Annotated in this window: 13 protein-coding genes; 7 read left to right on the plus strand and 6 right to left on the minus strand. The window is 68.6% G+C overall.

Annotated elements, in window-relative coordinates; all coding sequences use genetic code 11:
• The first annotated feature begins 1 nt into the window (after nt 1).
• Entirely contained in the window at nt 2–1,018 is a 1,017-nt protein-coding gene (locus tag CJZ86_RS13630) for a Rieske 2Fe-2S domain-containing protein (RefSeq protein ID WP_094586696.1), read from the plus strand.
• 23 nt (nt 1,019–1,041) lie between these two features.
• On the opposite strand, the gene CJZ86_RS13635 is transcribed toward CJZ86_RS13630, so the two are convergent.
• Entirely contained in the window at nt 1,042–2,250 is a 1,209-nt protein-coding gene (locus CJZ86_RS13635; protein WP_158219573.1) for an MFS transporter, read from the minus strand.
• A gap of 161 nt (nt 2,251–2,411) precedes the next feature.
• On the opposite strand from CJZ86_RS13635, the gene CJZ86_RS13640 reads away from it, so the two are divergent.
• From CJZ86_RS13640 to CJZ86_RS13660, 5 genes are read left to right on the plus strand one after another with little or no spacing between them, the layout of a single operon-like run.
• On the plus strand, nt 2,412–3,455 hold the full coding sequence (locus tag CJZ86_RS13640; RefSeq protein ID WP_158219574.1) for an aromatic ring-hydroxylating dioxygenase subunit alpha: 1,044 nt from the start codon (nt 2,412–2,414) through the stop codon (nt 3,453–3,455).
• Nucleotides 3,452–4,549 (plus strand): HlyD family efflux transporter periplasmic adaptor subunit, encoded by a 1,098-nt coding sequence (locus CJZ86_RS13645; RefSeq protein ID WP_094586700.1) that lies wholly within the window; start codon nt 3,452–3,454, stop codon nt 4,547–4,549. The genes CJZ86_RS13640 and CJZ86_RS13645 overlap by 4 nt, the downstream gene beginning before the upstream one ends.
• Nucleotides 4,546–5,733 carry an ABC transporter permease DevC gene (gene devC / locus CJZ86_RS13650; protein ID WP_094586702.1) on the plus strand — a complete coding sequence of 396 codons (1,188 nt, stop codon included), beginning with the start codon at nt 4,546–4,548 and terminating at the stop codon, nt 5,731–5,733. Before CJZ86_RS13645 ends, devC begins: the two co-directional genes overlap by 4 nt.
• Before the next feature lie 5 nt (nt 5,734–5,738).
• Complete coding sequence (locus CJZ86_RS13655) at nt 5,739–6,422, plus strand: ABC transporter ATP-binding protein (protein WP_094586704.1); 684 nt, start codon at nt 5,739–5,741, stop codon at nt 6,420–6,422.
• Between the two features lie 20 nt (nt 6,423–6,442).
• Nucleotides 6,443–7,405: an alpha/beta fold hydrolase gene (locus CJZ86_RS13660; protein ID WP_094586706.1), complete on the plus strand. Its 963-nt coding sequence runs from the start codon at nt 6,443–6,445 to the stop codon at nt 7,403–7,405.
• Here the strand turns inward: CJZ86_RS13660 and CJZ86_RS13665 are convergent.
• Nucleotides 7,396–7,695, minus strand: a complete 300-nt coding sequence (locus tag CJZ86_RS13665) for a hypothetical protein (protein WP_094586708.1) — start codon at nt 7,693–7,695, stop codon at nt 7,396–7,398. The two genes, CJZ86_RS13660 and CJZ86_RS13665, sit on opposite strands and share 10 nt — an antisense overlap.
• Nucleotides 7,682–8,458 (minus strand): MinD/ParA family ATP-binding protein, encoded by a 777-nt coding sequence (locus CJZ86_RS13670; RefSeq protein ID WP_190610503.1) that lies wholly within the window; start codon nt 8,456–8,458, stop codon nt 7,682–7,684. Before CJZ86_RS13670 ends, CJZ86_RS13665 begins: the two co-directional genes overlap by 14 nt.
• A 110-nt stretch (nt 8,459–8,568) precedes the next feature.
• Between CJZ86_RS13670 and CJZ86_RS13675 the strand changes: the two genes are divergently transcribed.
• Nucleotides 8,569–10,056: a HAMP domain-containing protein gene (locus CJZ86_RS13675; protein ID WP_143594163.1), complete on the plus strand. Its 1,488-nt coding sequence runs from the start codon at nt 8,569–8,571 to the stop codon at nt 10,054–10,056.
• Here the strand turns inward: CJZ86_RS13675 and CJZ86_RS13680 are convergent.
• The 3 genes from CJZ86_RS13680 to pds are packed head-to-tail and all read right to left on the minus strand — an operon-like array spanning nt 9,947 to nt 13,904.
• Nucleotides 9,947–11,560 (minus strand): TolC family protein, encoded by a 1,614-nt coding sequence (locus CJZ86_RS13680; protein ID WP_094586712.1) that lies wholly within the window; start codon nt 11,558–11,560, stop codon nt 9,947–9,949. The two genes, CJZ86_RS13675 and CJZ86_RS13680, sit on opposite strands and share 110 nt — an antisense overlap.
• Nucleotides 11,557–12,486, minus strand: a complete 930-nt coding sequence (locus CJZ86_RS13685; protein ID WP_502690438.1) for a phytoene synthase — start codon at nt 12,484–12,486, stop codon at nt 11,557–11,559. The genes CJZ86_RS13680 and CJZ86_RS13685 overlap by 4 nt, the downstream gene beginning before the upstream one ends.
• Nucleotides 12,483–13,904 (minus strand): 15-cis-phytoene desaturase, encoded by a 1,422-nt coding sequence (gene pds / locus CJZ86_RS13690; RefSeq protein ID WP_094586714.1) that lies wholly within the window; start codon nt 13,902–13,904, stop codon nt 12,483–12,485. The genes CJZ86_RS13685 and pds overlap by 4 nt, the downstream gene beginning before the upstream one ends.
• Nucleotides 13,905–13,954: the final 50 nt, after the last annotated feature.

The following is a 13,954-nucleotide window of genomic DNA, read 5'->3' on the forward strand; positions in this document are numbered from 1 at the left end:
GATGCCGACGCCGTCCCCCTGGCCCACCGACTGCTGGTATGCCGTCGGACTCTCCAGCCAGGTGGGCGACCAGCCCCTGGCCCACCGCTTCCAGGGCCGGGAGGTGGTGCTGATGCGCGATGGCGGCGGCCGGGTGCTGGCCTTCGATGGCCGCTGCGCCCACCGGGGCTGCTCTCTGGCGGGGGGCTGGGCGAAGGGGGACAGCCTGGTCTGTCCGTACCACGGCTGGCAGTACGACGCCCAGGGCACCTGCGTGCACATCCCGGCCCTGCGGGTCGAGGAGTCGATCCCGCGCCAGGCGCGGCTGCGCACCTTCCCCACCCGGGAGCGGCACGGGTTCGTCTGGCTGTGGCTCGCCGGCGGCCAGGCCAGCCCCGATGGCGATGTGCTCGACATCCCGGAACTGGACGGGCTGACCCTGCGGGCCGGCGGTGACATGGCCTACACCTACGCCACCCATTTCACCCGCACGATCGAGAACGGCATCGACCCCACCCACGCCGCCTTCGTGCACGGCAAAAGCATCGGACGGGTGGACCCGACCACGGATTTCAGCCTCGAGCACTATCCGGTGCAGGTGGAACCCGGCAGCCTTTACGGGCGCATGCCGATCAAGGTCAAGAAGCTCAACGGGCTCACCCGCCTGCTGCTGAAGGGGGACAGCGCCAATGCCTACAAGGAGTACCGCTTCCTCTACCCCAACGTGGTGGTCTCGATCATCCATTTCGGCGCGGTGACCCTGGCGGCCCTGCAGGCCCATGTGCCCGACAACGACGGCGAAACCACCGTCCGGGTCACCAACGGCCGCAATTTCCTCACCGCCACGCCGGTGCTGAATCGCCTGTTCGATCGCGTCACCCTGGACACGGGCCTGCAGATCTCCAAGGAGGACGCCGCCGTGATCAGCGAACAGCAGCCCAAGCGGGTGAGCTTCCGGGGCTCGAATGAGGTGCTGATCGAGTCCGACCTGATCCTGGTGGAGTACCGGCGGATGATGCGCGAACACGCCCGCGCCTGAGACGCCGACATCAGAGCGCCAGTTCAGCCGGCGATGTCGACGGGGACCGGCACCGGCTCCCTGACGCCGCGCAGCAGGGGCGCCCCCAGCAGGCAGACCACCGCCTGGAGCAGGAAGCAGAGGGTGGGGGAGAGGTCGTAGAGCACCCCCGCCAGCATCGGACCCAGGGCACTGGCCAGGCCCGTGATGGCCAGCAGGCTGCCCAGCATCACGCCCTGCCGGTTCTCCGGGACCAGCCGCGAGACCAGGCTGCGGGCCGTGGGGATCACGCAGGCCGCCCCCACCGACAGCATCACGGCGGCCGTGACAATCACGACGGCGGCAGCGGCTCCAAAAACACTGGCCAGGGGGATCAGGGCGATGCCGGCGGCGACCGCCAGCAGACCGTAGATGTTGAGGCGGGCCTCCCCATGGCGCCGCACCAGCGGGCCGGTGAGGGCCACCTGCACATAGGTGACGGTGAGGCCGACGATCACGAAGATGCCGCTCGACTGGGAGGCCGACCAGGAGAACTGATCCTTGAGATAGAGCACCAGCAGGGTGGTGAAGCCGCTGAAGGCGAAGTTGAAGCAGCAGAAGGCCAGCGCCACGCGGTTCGCCTTCGGCAGCGCCAGCAGGGCCATGACCGGGGCCAGTCCGTTGATCTGGGACCACTGGAAGCGGGGCCTGTTCGGGAGCGGCAGCGTCTCCTTGAGATACAGAAACGCCATCAGGAAGTTGTAGGCCGCCAGGGCGGCGGCCACGAACACCGGAATGCGCATGCCGAATCCCACCAGCGCCCCCCCCAGGGCCGGGCCGGCGATGGCCCCGAGGCCGAAGGCGGCGCCGCTGATGCCGAAGTTGCGGGCCCGGTTCGCCGGGGTGGAGATATCGGAGATGTAGGCCTGGGCGGTGCCGACGGTGGCCGTGGAGACGCCGTTGATCGCCCTGGAGAGAAAGATCAGCCCCAGGGTTCCGGCCAGGCCGAACATGAACAGGGACAGACAGTTGATGGCCACGCAGAGAAGGATCACCGGCCGCCTGCCGCAGGCATCACTGAGGGAACCGATGATCGGTGACGCCAGCACGGAAAACAGGGTGGCCGTGGAGGCCAGCAGCCCCAGGGTGAGTCCGTCGGGAGAGAACTTCTCGAGGATGAAGGGAAGCAGGGGATAGACGATGTTTTCGCCCAGCTTGTCCAGCAACAGGGTGAGAAACACGATCGCCAGGGGACTGCGCAGCTTGCGAATCACTTGCGAATCATTCGGACGGCAGTGTGGGGCGACCCAACCTTGGCGGCGGCGCCAATCTAGGGGGTGTCGCTCTCTCGATCGGGACGCTTCGCTTAAGATCCGCGCAGCATCGGCAGAGCATGTCATTGGCTGGGAGCGCCTCAGAGACATCCCCTCCCCAGGTGTCTCAACTGGCCCGGAACTGCTGGTACGCCGTCGCCTCTTCGTTCGCCTTCCGCCAGGGTCCGGTGGCCGTCCCCTTCGCGGGCCACGATTTCGTGCTCTTCCCGGATGCGGAAGGCCGGCCCAGGCTGTTCAGCGACCGCTGTCCCCACCGGGGGGCCTCCCTGGCCCTGGGGCGGCTGGAGGAGGGCGGCTGCCTGCGCTGCCCCTTCCACGGCTGGAAATTCGCCGCCGACGGGACCTGCCTGGAGGCTCCCGCCGAGCCGGCCGGCTCCAGCCCTCCGGCGCGCAGCGACCTGGTGGGTGAGCGGCCGGCGGTCGAGTCCCGGGGCTTCATCTGGATGTGGTGGGGCGAGGGCCCGCCCGATCCTGCCCTGCTGCCCGATCTGCCCGTCTTCCCGGACGACGCCTGGGGCCATGTGGAGAGCAGCTTCGACTGGGACACCCACTTCAGCCGGGTGATCGAGTCCAACCTCGACAATTCCCATGCTTACTGGGTGCACAAGAGCACCTTCGCCAGCCAGGATTCACCCCTGTCGATCCCCGTCGATCTCCGCAAGGAGGACCGCATGATCGCCGCCACGGTGAGCTTCGAACTGCCGGTGAAAGGGGTCCTGAAGCTGCTGCGCACCCTGAGCGGCCAGAGCGGCCCCCTGTGCGCCACCACCACCTTCAGCTTCTATTACCCCAACCTCAACATCGTCGACACCAGCATCGGCGACCAGCTGCGCTTCGTCTTCTTCAACGCCAGCCTTCCCCAGAGCGACACCCACACCCTGGCCCGCTGGGTGAAGTATTCCAAACGCAAGCGCCTGCGGCTGCCCGGCAGCGAAGCCCAGTCGATCGCCATCTCCCGCACCATCTTCCAGGAGGACCATGGGGTGGTGCGCAGCCAGCGACCGACCCCCGTCCCCCTGGATCTCACCCAGGAGCGGCATGTGGCCTCCGACATCCTCTCGATCGAGTACCGCCGCATGCACCGCCGCTGGCTGGGCGCGGATCCCGCGGTTACCATGGCGCGCCCGGAGCCCCTCGGTTCGTGACGGAAACGCCGCACGGCGACAGGCTGGAGGGCCTGCAGCGCACCTGGCGGGAGCGGGCCTGGGGCAGCGGCCGCCGCAAGGTCGTCACGGTGTCGGTGCTGGCCGTGCTGGGGCTGGCGGGCTGGCAGCTGACCCACCGGCCCGCCCCGCCGCCGCCGCCCCTGGCGCCCCGGGCCGTGACCGCCCTGGGACGCCTCACCCCCCAGGGGGGCGTCGTGTCCCTCTCCACCGCCTCAGGCAACAGCGGCGGCTCGGAGGTCGTCGACAAGTGGCTGGTGCCCGAGGGGGCAGCGATCCGCCGCGACCAGCTGCTGGGGTTCCTCAGCAGCTGGGCCAGCCTGCGCAAGGGAGTCGTCCAGGCCGAGAGCCAGCTGGCCCTCAGCGAGGCCAAGCTGGCCCAGGTGGATGCAGGGGCCCGCCAGGGGGCCCGTGCCAAGGCCGAGGCGGATCTCAAGGCCGAGCAGGTGGTGATTCCCTATCTCAAGATCAGCCAGCAGAAGAGCGTGGAGCTGTTCAAGGCCGGGGCGATCTCCGAGGAGGAACTCGGCAAGGCCGATGCGGCCCTCGCCCAGGGCCAGGCCAACATCCAGGCCCTCAAGGGCACCCTCTACGACAACCTCACGGTCCGCCCGGTCGACCGCGAGGTGGCCCTCGCCGACGTGGCGGTGGCCAAGGCCAACCTGGCCCAGGCCCGCAGCCAGCTGCGGAACGCCGAGATCCGCTCCCCCCTCGACGGCAAGCTGCTGCGGATCTACAGCTGGCCGGGCATGAAGGAAACCGACCAGGGGCTCGCCCAGATCGGCAAGATCGGCGCCATGCAGGTCTGGGCCCAGGTGTTCCAGAGCGACATTCCCCAGGTGCGACCTGACCAGCCCGTCGAGATCTGGCCGGAGAGCGGCGGCTTCAGCGGCAAGCTGCAGGGCCGGGTCCTGGACATCACCGGGGAGGTCTCCGACCGGGATCTTTTCAGCGTCAATTCCAACAACAACGTCAATGCCCGGGTGGTGCTGGTGAAGATCGCGCTGACCCCCGCCGACTCCGCCCGCCTCGCCAAGCTCAGCGGGCTGAACGTGAACGTCCGCTTCCTGCCGTGATCGGCCGCTCCCTGAAACGCAGCCTGGGCGATCTGCCGGTGGCCTGGCTGCAGCTGAAGCGCCAGCCGATCCGCTACCTGGTGGCCGTCACCGGCATCGGCTTCGCCGCCCTGCTGATGTTCATGCAGCTGGGCTTCCAGTCGGGTCTGCTCACCAGCGCCACCACCTTCTACCAGGCCCTGATCACGGATCTGGTGGTGATCAGCCCCGGCACCCGGGACAGCGGCGCCTTCCAGCAGTTCCCCCAGTCCCAGCTCTATCAGTCGCTGGGGGTGCCGGGGGTGGCCGATGTCATCCCCGTCTATGTCGCCAATGTGAACGCCCAGCAGATGGGCGGGATCAAGCCCACCAGCCTGCGACTGATCGGTTTCGATCCCGACCAGCAGATTCTCGATCTGGCGCCGGTGCGCGAGCAGATCGACCGCATCCGCACCCCCGGCTACGTGCTCTTCGACGCGGCCGGCAACAGCAACACCGGACCGGTCGCCGCCGCGGTCAAGGCCCAGGGGAGCCAGACGATGATCCTCTCCGACTACTCCAAGACCTTCCGGGTGGTGGGCCTGTTCCGCCTCGGCTCCACCTTCGCCGCCGACAGCAACCTGATCAGCAGCGACACCACGGCCCTGCAGCTGGCCTACAAGCAGATCAACGAGGGCGAGATCTCCATGGGCCTGATCCGCGTCAGCGATCCGGCCGCCATCGCCCCCGTTCAGCGTCACCTGCGGGCCCTCTACGGCAGCCAGCTGCAGGTGTTCACCAAGCCCGAATTGATCGCGAACGAGCAGAACTACTGGAACACCAGCTCCTCCTTCGGCATCATCTTCGGCTTCGGCACGATCATGGGTCTGCTGGTGGGTGGGGTGATCGTCTATCAGGTGCTGTACACCGATGTCAGCGACCACCTGCACGAGTACGCCACCCTCAAGGCCCTGGGCTTCCGCAACCGATTCCTGCTGATCCTGGTGCTGCAGGAGGCCTCGATCCTGGCGATCTCCTCGTTTGTTCCCGCCCTGGTGGCGAGCGCCGCCCTCTATGCCTTCCTCACCGCCGTCTCCGGCATCCAGATCGTGATGACCACCGGCAAGACCGTGCTGGTGTTCAGTCTCACCATCGGGGTCTGCGCCGTGGCGGCCGCCATCGCGCTCAACAAGCTGCGGGATGCGGATCCGGCCAGCGTCTTCTGAACCCGATGCTGCCTGTCGTCGCCGAGAATCTGCGCCACGCCTACGGGGAAGGTCCACTGCGCAGCGAGATCCTGCACGGGATCAGCTTCACCGTGAACCCCGGCGAGATCACCCTGCTGGTGGGGCCCTCCGGCAGCGGCAAGAGCACCCTGCTCACCCTGGTGGGGGCGCTGCGATCGGTCCAGGAGGGCTCCCTGCGGGTGCTGGGCAGTGAGGTGCGGCGCTCCAGCGAGCGGATGCGGGTGGAGATCCGCCGCCGCATCGGCTTCATCTTCCAGAGCCACAACCTGGTGGCCTCCCTCACCAGCCTGCAGAACGTGGCGCTGGTGCTGCAGCTGAGCGAGCCGGACCCCGAGCGGCGCCGGCACCGGGCCACCGCCCTGCTCGAGGCGGTGGGTCTGGGCCACCGCCTGCACCACTTCCCTTCCGAACTCTCCGGCGGCCAGCGGCAGCGGGTGGCGATCGCCCGGGCCCTGGCCCCCGAGCCTGATCTGGTCCTGGCGGACGAACCCACCGCCTCCCTCGACAGCAGCTCCGGCCAGGAGGTGGTGGCCCTGCTGGGCGACCTCTGCCGCAAACGGGGCAGCTCCGTGCTGCTGGTGACCCACGACCTGCGCCTGCTGGATGACGCCGATCGGATCTGGGCCATCGAAGATGGCAGGGTCGAACCCTGGAAGGGGTCCCATTGAGTCCCCCGACCCCAGGCCCCATGTCCGTCTCACTCCCGGCCGACGACGGCACGATCTTCCCGGCGGACTGGCTGGGCACCTGGTCGTGGCAGGGGCAGACGATCAGCTACGTGACCCAGGCATCGGCGGCCCCGGAGGCGAGCGGAGCGCTGCCCGTGCTGCTGATCCACGGCTTCGGCGCCTGCAAGGAGCACTGGCGCCACAACCTGCCGGCGCTGGCCGGCCGGCGCCCGGTCTACGCCATCGACCTGGTGGGTTTCGGGGCCAGCAGCAAGCCCCCCTCCCGGCTCGAGGATGAGCCGGAGGATGGGCTGGCGCTCCGCTACGGCATCGACCTGTGGGCCGACCAGGTGGCCGCCTTCGTGCGGGAGGTGATCGGCACGCCGGTCCAGCTGGTCGGCAATTCGATCGGGGGCGTCGTGGCCCTGGCCGCCGCCGCCAGGCTCGGCGACGACGCCCGCCAGGTGATCCTGATCGACTGTGCCCAGCGCAGCCTCGACGACCGCCGCCTGAGCGAGCAGCCGCCCCTGCGCAGGATCGGCCGGCCCCTGCTCAAGCGCCTGGTGCGCCAGCGGTGGCTCACGGGCCGCCTGTTCCGCTGGGTGGCCAACCCTGGCGTGATCCGCCGGGTGCTGGGCGCCGCCTACCCCTCCGGCGAGGGCATCGACGACCAGCTGGTGCAGCTGCTACTGACCCCGGCGCGCAGCCCCGGCGCCGACGAGAGCTTCCGGGGCTTCATCAACCTCTTCCGCGACCGCCTCGCCCCCGACCTGCTGGCGGAACTGACCATCCCGGTCCGGCTGCTGTGGGGGGAAGCGGATCCATGGGAGCCGGTGGCCGAGGCGCGGCGCTGGGCCGGGGCCTTCGCCGCCGTCCGCGACCTGCGCGTCCTGAGCGGCCTCGGCCACTGCCCCCACGACGAAAATCCCTCCCTGGTGAACCCGGCGCTGGAGGAGTGGCTGGCGCTGGCGGATCAGCCCTGAGGTGGCGCCGCCGGCCTGGTGGCGCCCAGCCGGGTGCGCCAGCGCTGGCGATCGGGATCCCAGGCCAGCCAGCCCCGCTCCTGCAGAAGGGCCCGCAGCTCCGCCGGCGCCTGACCCGGGGCCACCGCGGCCGCACAACCGGCGTCGAGCTCGGCCTCGGCCAGTCCGGCCCGCAGGCCCGTCGTCAGCAGCTGGCGCAACGCGGCGGGTTCGAGCGCCAGCAGCCGGGCCATGGTCAGCGGGCCGGCGGCGGCGGGATCAGCACCGTTGTCGGGCTCAGAGGAGCGCATCGGCGAGGTCAGCCGCGAGTTGGGTCACACCGGTGCTCCATGGATGGGTGGGGACATCCATCAGGGCCAGGCTGCCACTGGCGATGGTGAGCAGGTCGTCGCTGAGGGGCAGGATCGCTCCGACGGGAATGCCATAGCTCTGGGCCACCCGGGCGCGCACCTGTTCGGCATCGAAATGGGCCGGCAGCTTGTTCACCACCAGGCGGGCCTCGGGCACCATCAGCCTCTGGGCCACTTCGATCGCCACGGCCGTGCCGAGGTAGTCCTGCTGGTCGGGGCGCATCACCATCACCAGACAGTCGGAGATGGCGGTGGTGAGCAGGGTCTCCTCATTGATCCCGGGGTGGGTGTCCACGATCAGCAGATCCAGGTGCTGGCTCTGGCCCAGGCTGAACAGGGCATCGTTGAGCCGCTCCACTTCATAGCCTTCCCGCAGCAGCCGGGCGATCCGGTCGCCCTCCATGGCGGCAGGCACCAGAAAGATGCGCCCCTTGCCGCCCGCCATCGAGGCGGGGGTCACGTCATGGGAGCACTGTTCAATCGGAATGGAGCCCTGAAGATGATCATTGAGCGTATGGGATTCCGGCCCTGCCGTGAACCCAAACAGCACATGAATACCTGGTGAAGCAAGATCGGTGTCGAAGACGCCGACCCTGAGTCCGCGGGCCGCGAATGCGGCCGCCAGATTCGCCGAGAGGTTGGATTTTCCCGTTCCACCGCGGAAGGAATGGACGGAAAGGATCCTGGTCATGAAGCGATCCATCTCACGGACGTGGGAAAATCATAGGCATGGCGTTGAAGGCCCTTTTGACGATTCGCCAACGGCTCGCGGGACGGCCTCAACGGACAGCGGGGGTGAGGAGGGGGCGACCCTTGCGCCTGTCCGTGCGGCTGATGCTCCTGGGGGTCAGCGGCCCGCTCGTGAGCCTGGCGATCTTCCTGGCGCTGGCCACGATCGGCTCGATCCGCCTGGCCCAGAAGGCCCGGATCGAGATCAGCACCATGTTCGACCACGACAACCTCTCCTCCCTGGCGGTCACCACCTCCATCATCGAGAAGTCGGCCGAGGAGTTCAGCCGGGTCATCCGTCAGGACTCCAAGGACCTGCGCAAGGCCCTGGCGCCGTTGCGGATGGACACCGAAGGCCGCCTGTCCTGGAAGGGCCAGCCCCTGACGCAGGACCAGGCCCCCGCCCTGCTCAACGACCGGCTGCGACTCCCCCTGGCCCTGCTGCGGGAGCGGGCCGCCGTCTACTACCGCGACCGCAGCGGCACCTGGCGCCGGCTCACGGGCATCACCAGCCAGGGCCAGGCCCTGGAGCCCGGCGCCCCTGCCCTGCCAGCCACGGTGGACGACTTCCAACACCTCTTCAAGGGCGCTCCGGCTGCGGAGATGAGTCGCAGCGCCATGCTGCAGCTGGATGGGGAATGGCGGATGGCCCGGCTGACCGTTCTTTCGGGTCGGAAACCCGGCGAAGGCCACCTGGCCCTGCTGGTGGACGTCAGCACCCAGGCCGCTTCCAAGCTCCTCGCCGCCGGCTCCAGCCTCTTCCCCGCCGAGACCCACCAGGCGGCCTTCTTCGGCATCACCCCCACCGGTGGGCTGTACTGCAGCTACCAGACCGTGGACACCCAGGCCTGCATCGACCTGGCCATGGCCCTGCGCCAGAACGGCGGCATTCCCGATCCACGCACCCTCGGCCATAGCGAGCCCTTCGAGCGCAAGGCCATGGTGCGCCCCCCGGGCTCCACCACCCCGGTGCTGCAGCACCTGTACATCGCCGCCTTCCCGGAGTGGAACTGGCTGGCGGTCGTCTCCGTGGAGGAGGAGGCCCTCGCGGATGCCCTCCTGCCGATGCAGGAGGCCAAGGACGAGATGGTCCGCCGGCTGGTGATCCTCACCTTGATCCTGATCAGCGCCAGTGGCGTCGCCGCCTGGCTGATCGCCCGCGGCATCCGGCGGGAGCTGCGGGAGCTGGCGACCGCCGCCGATGCCATCGCCGACGGCCAGGGCCATCAGGCCCTCACCTACCCGTCGGACGACGCCATCGGCCGGCTGGTGCGGGCCTTCAACCGCATGTCGGGGGCGGTGGCGGACCGGGAGAACTCCCTGCGGGACCAGATCCGGCAGATGGAGATCAACATCAACGCCAGCGAACTGCAGGGCCAGGTCTGCTCGATCCTCAACGACCCCGGCTTCGAGCAGCTCAGTGCCCGGGCCCGGGCCATGCGCCAGCGACGCCTGGAGCAGATCAGCGCATCTGCCCCATCCGTGTCGGCAGACGCAGGGTCTGCAGAGGATTGCCCACCGCCTGGAGCAGGGCGGGATCAGGCTGAACCTGCAGGCCGCTCGAGCGGCTGAGCTGCACCAGGGTGTCGTTGTAGGTGGCCAGGTTCTGGATGTAGGAGCTCACCGCCTGGCTGATCTCCTGCTGGGCCTGCACCACATCGGTGATCGTGCCGTAGCCGGCGTTGAAGCGCAGGGTCTGGAGGCGCAGGGCCCCGTTGGCCGCTTTGACCCGTTCGGCGCCGGCCAGCACGATGCTGCGGCCGGAGCGGGCCTGGGCCACCAGGGATTGCACGTCGCTGCGCACCTGCAGCACGGTGGCGCTGTAGGTCTCGGCGGCGGCCGCCGCCTGGCGGCGGGCGGCGGCGGCGTTCATACGGGCCTGGCCGCCGTCGAAGCCCGTGAACGTCAGTTGCAGCAAGGCCGATCCGTTCCATTCGTCGGAGCGGGCATTGGGCACGAACGGGGGGCCCTGGTTGAGATAACCCACCCCCTTGGTCCAGTAGAGGGACGTGATCAGCTGCAGGGTGGGGCGGTAGGTGGCCAGGTAGATCCGCGCCTGGGCCTCGTTGGTCTGGACGGCGAGGAGCTGCTGCTCGAGCACCTTGCGGTAGGCGAGGCTCGCCGTGATCGAGTCGTCGAGGGAATGCTCCCAGGCGCCGAGGGGCGCGAAGGGCGTGGCGGGGGTGAGGGCGTCGGGACTGGGGGTGGCCAGCAGCTGGGCGAGGTTGGCCCGGGCGGTCTCCACCTGCTGCTCGGCGGCCAGCAGGGCCTGGCGATCGGCCAGCAACACCGTCTGCTGCTTATAGACCTCCAGCCGGGAGGCCACCCCCATCTGCACCCGGGTCTGGGCGAGGCGATACAGCAGCTCGTCGTTCTCGACGATCTGACGGCCGGTCTGGACGGCGGCGAGGGCCCGCTGCAGATCGATGTAGGCCGACTGGGTCTTGAGGCGCTGGTCGCGGCGGGTGATCACATAGGTGTCGGCCGCCTGGCGGACCAGGTACTTGCTCTGCCAGATCGTGGCCGACCGGGTGGGATCGATCAGGTTCCAGGTGGTGTCGATCTGGCCGATCGCCTGGAAGTAGCTGGCCTCGAACACCCTCTGACTGCTGAGACCGGAGCCCGAGATGGAGAAGCCCGCGGAGGCACTGAAGGGGTAGTTGTAGAAGGTCTTGGAGGCGTAGGGCCCGCCGTTGAGGCTGAGGTTGAGGGTCGGCCACCAGCTGGCGTAGGCGGCGCCGAGGCTGTTCTGGGTGGCCACCAGCGACTGATAGGCGGAGCGCACCACGGGATTGCGATCCACGGCCCAGGCTGCCGCCTGCTCCATCGTCAGGGCCCCCAGGAGCTCTGGGGGCAAGGGGGGCAGGCGGTCGCCGCTGGGCATCGGGCCGGGCCATCCCGCCCCCAGTCCCTCGACCGCCTTCACCTCGGGAGGGCTGACCGTGGCCGGCAGGGACTGGGCCAGGGCCGGGCCCGGCAGCGTCAGCCCGGCGGTGGCGGCGAGGGTGAGGCGTACAGACGCAGGCAGCAGCAGCTTCAGCGGCCCGATGGCCTGGCGGATGGGGCGCCGCTTCATCGCGTCTGGGCGATCACATAGGAGAGGGGGAGATCCAGCAATTTGCCGACCCTGGGCACGAAGGCGCGGTGATTGAAGACGTCATAATCCAACCTCTCGATGACATCAAGGATCCCCCGATACAGCCGCAGCGATGCCCACACCGGCCAGCGGGCATCCGGAGCCAGCCAGCGCACCCCGGCCTCGGAGCGGTTGAACCAGTCCCGGGCCCGCTCCAGCTGGAACCGCATCAGCGCCTGCCAGTTCTCATTGAGACGCCCGGCCATCAGATCGGCTTCGGAGTAACCGAAGCGGTCGAGATCCTCCTGGGGCAGGTAGATGCGGCCACGACCGCGATCCTCACCCACATCCCGCAGGATGTTGGTCAGTTGGTTGGCGATGCCCAGGGCCACGGCCGCTTCGGAGGTGTCGGGACGCTCGCTCCAGGGAGCGGAGGTGTAGGCCGCATCGACCCCCATCACCTCCTGGGTCATCAGACCCACGGTGCCCGCCACCCGGTAGCAATAGAGCTGGAGATCGGAGAAGCTGGCGTAGCGGTCGCGCAGCACGTCCATCCGCTGACCCTCGATCATGTCGAGGTAGGCCTGCAGGGGCTGGGGAAAGCGCTCGATCGTGTCCAGCATCACCCGGTCGAGGCCATCGACGGCATGGCCGGCGAACAGGGCGCGGGTGCGCTCCTCCCAGGCATCGAGACGCTCCAGCAGGACCTCGGCCGACAGCGTCTGGGCCTGGGCGCTGTCCATCAGTTCGTCGGTGCGGCGGCACCAGACGTAGATCGCCCAGATCGCCCGGCGCTTGGCCGGCGGCAGCAGCATCGTGCCGAGATAGAAGGTCTTGGCCCACTGCGCCGTCTCCTGTCGGCAGGATTCGTAGGCCTCCTCCAGGTCGGAAGCGCGATCGAGGGGCAGCGGGGCCAGCACACTCACACCGTCGCCAGGCTCTGGGCGGGGGCCGGACCCTGGCCACTGCCGGAGAGGTGGGCGTCGACAGCGGCGGCGCAGAGCTTGCCGCTCAGCACCGCCCCCTCCATCGAGGCCAGGTAGCGCTGCATGGTGAAGCAGCCCGCCAGGAAGAAGTTCGGGATGGGGGAGTCCTGGGAGGGCCGCAGCTGCTGGCAGCCCGGCACGGTCTTGTAGACGGAGAGGGGCGTCTTGACGACCACCGACTTGCGCAGCACGGCCGGGGTGTCGCCGGTGAAGTGGATGGGGAACAGGCGCTTGAGCTCCTCCATGGTGGCGGTCACGATCTCCGCATCGGGGCGGCCGATCCAGTCGGCGGCCGGGGCGAACACCAGCTCCAGCATGGAGCGGTCGGGATCCTCGTACTCCCGGCAGGTGTTGCTCATGTCGGCATAGACGCTGAGCAGGTCGGAACGGCTGAACAGCAGGTGGTCGATGTCCGTGAGCTTGCGGTCAAACCAGAGATGGATGTTGATCACCGGCACCCCCCGCAGCCCCTCGAGCTTGCTGAAGTAGGGCAGCGACTTCCAGGCGTCCGGCAGCAGCAGCTTGAGCGGATCAACGGGCATGGCGCTCACGTAGGCGTCGGCCTGGATCTCGCGCTCGGGCCGCCCCTTGATGCCGCCGATGCGGAAGCCCGTCACGGCGCCGTCCTTGTCGATGCGGATCTCCCTGAGGGGCGACTCCAGATGGACCTCACCACCCCGGGCCTCGATGTACTCGACCATCGGCTGGCAGAGCCGCTCCGGCGGGTTGCCGTCCAGGAAGGCCATTTTGGAGCCGTCCGTTTCCTGGAGGAAGCGGTTGAGGGCGGTGAGCACCACCGTGCTGGAGATCTCTTCGGGATTGATGAAGTTGAGCGCCTTGCTCATGGCGAGAAAGACTTCATCGTTGACGCGCTCGGGGATATTGTGAATCCGTAGCCATTCGCTCCAGCTGTACTTGTCGCATTCCTCCACATAGGCCTGGCCGCGCAGCATGGCCGGCACCAGGCCGAGGCCGAAGGCGATCTTCTCCGGCCAGGTGAGCATGTCGTTGTTGCCCAGGATCGCCGCCACCCCGTTCAGCGGAGCCGGCAGATCCGGAAAATCGAAACGGCTGTAGGTGCCGGGAACTTCCTTCTGGTTGAAGATCATGGAGTGGGACTTCCACTGCAGGCGATCCTCGATGTCCAGCTCGGCGAAGAGTTGGCGCATGTTGCGATAGGCGCCGAAGAAGATATGCAGACCGGTTTCGTACCAGTCGCCATCGGCGTCCTGCCAGGCCGCCACCTTGCCGCCCAGCACGTCTCTGGCTTCGAGCACGATCGGGGTGTGGCCGGCGTCGCAGAGGTATTTGGCGCAGGACAGGCCGGCCAGACCGGCCCCGGCGATGACAACCCGCATGTCGTACCCGAGATCAGCAGCAACCTTATCGGGCCTCCCAGGGCAGGGGC

It is taken from the genome of Synechococcus sp. BO 8801 (genome assembly GCF_002252675.1).
Taxonomy (GTDB): Bacteria; Cyanobacteriota; Cyanobacteriia; order PCC-6307; family Cyanobiaceae; genus Cyanobium.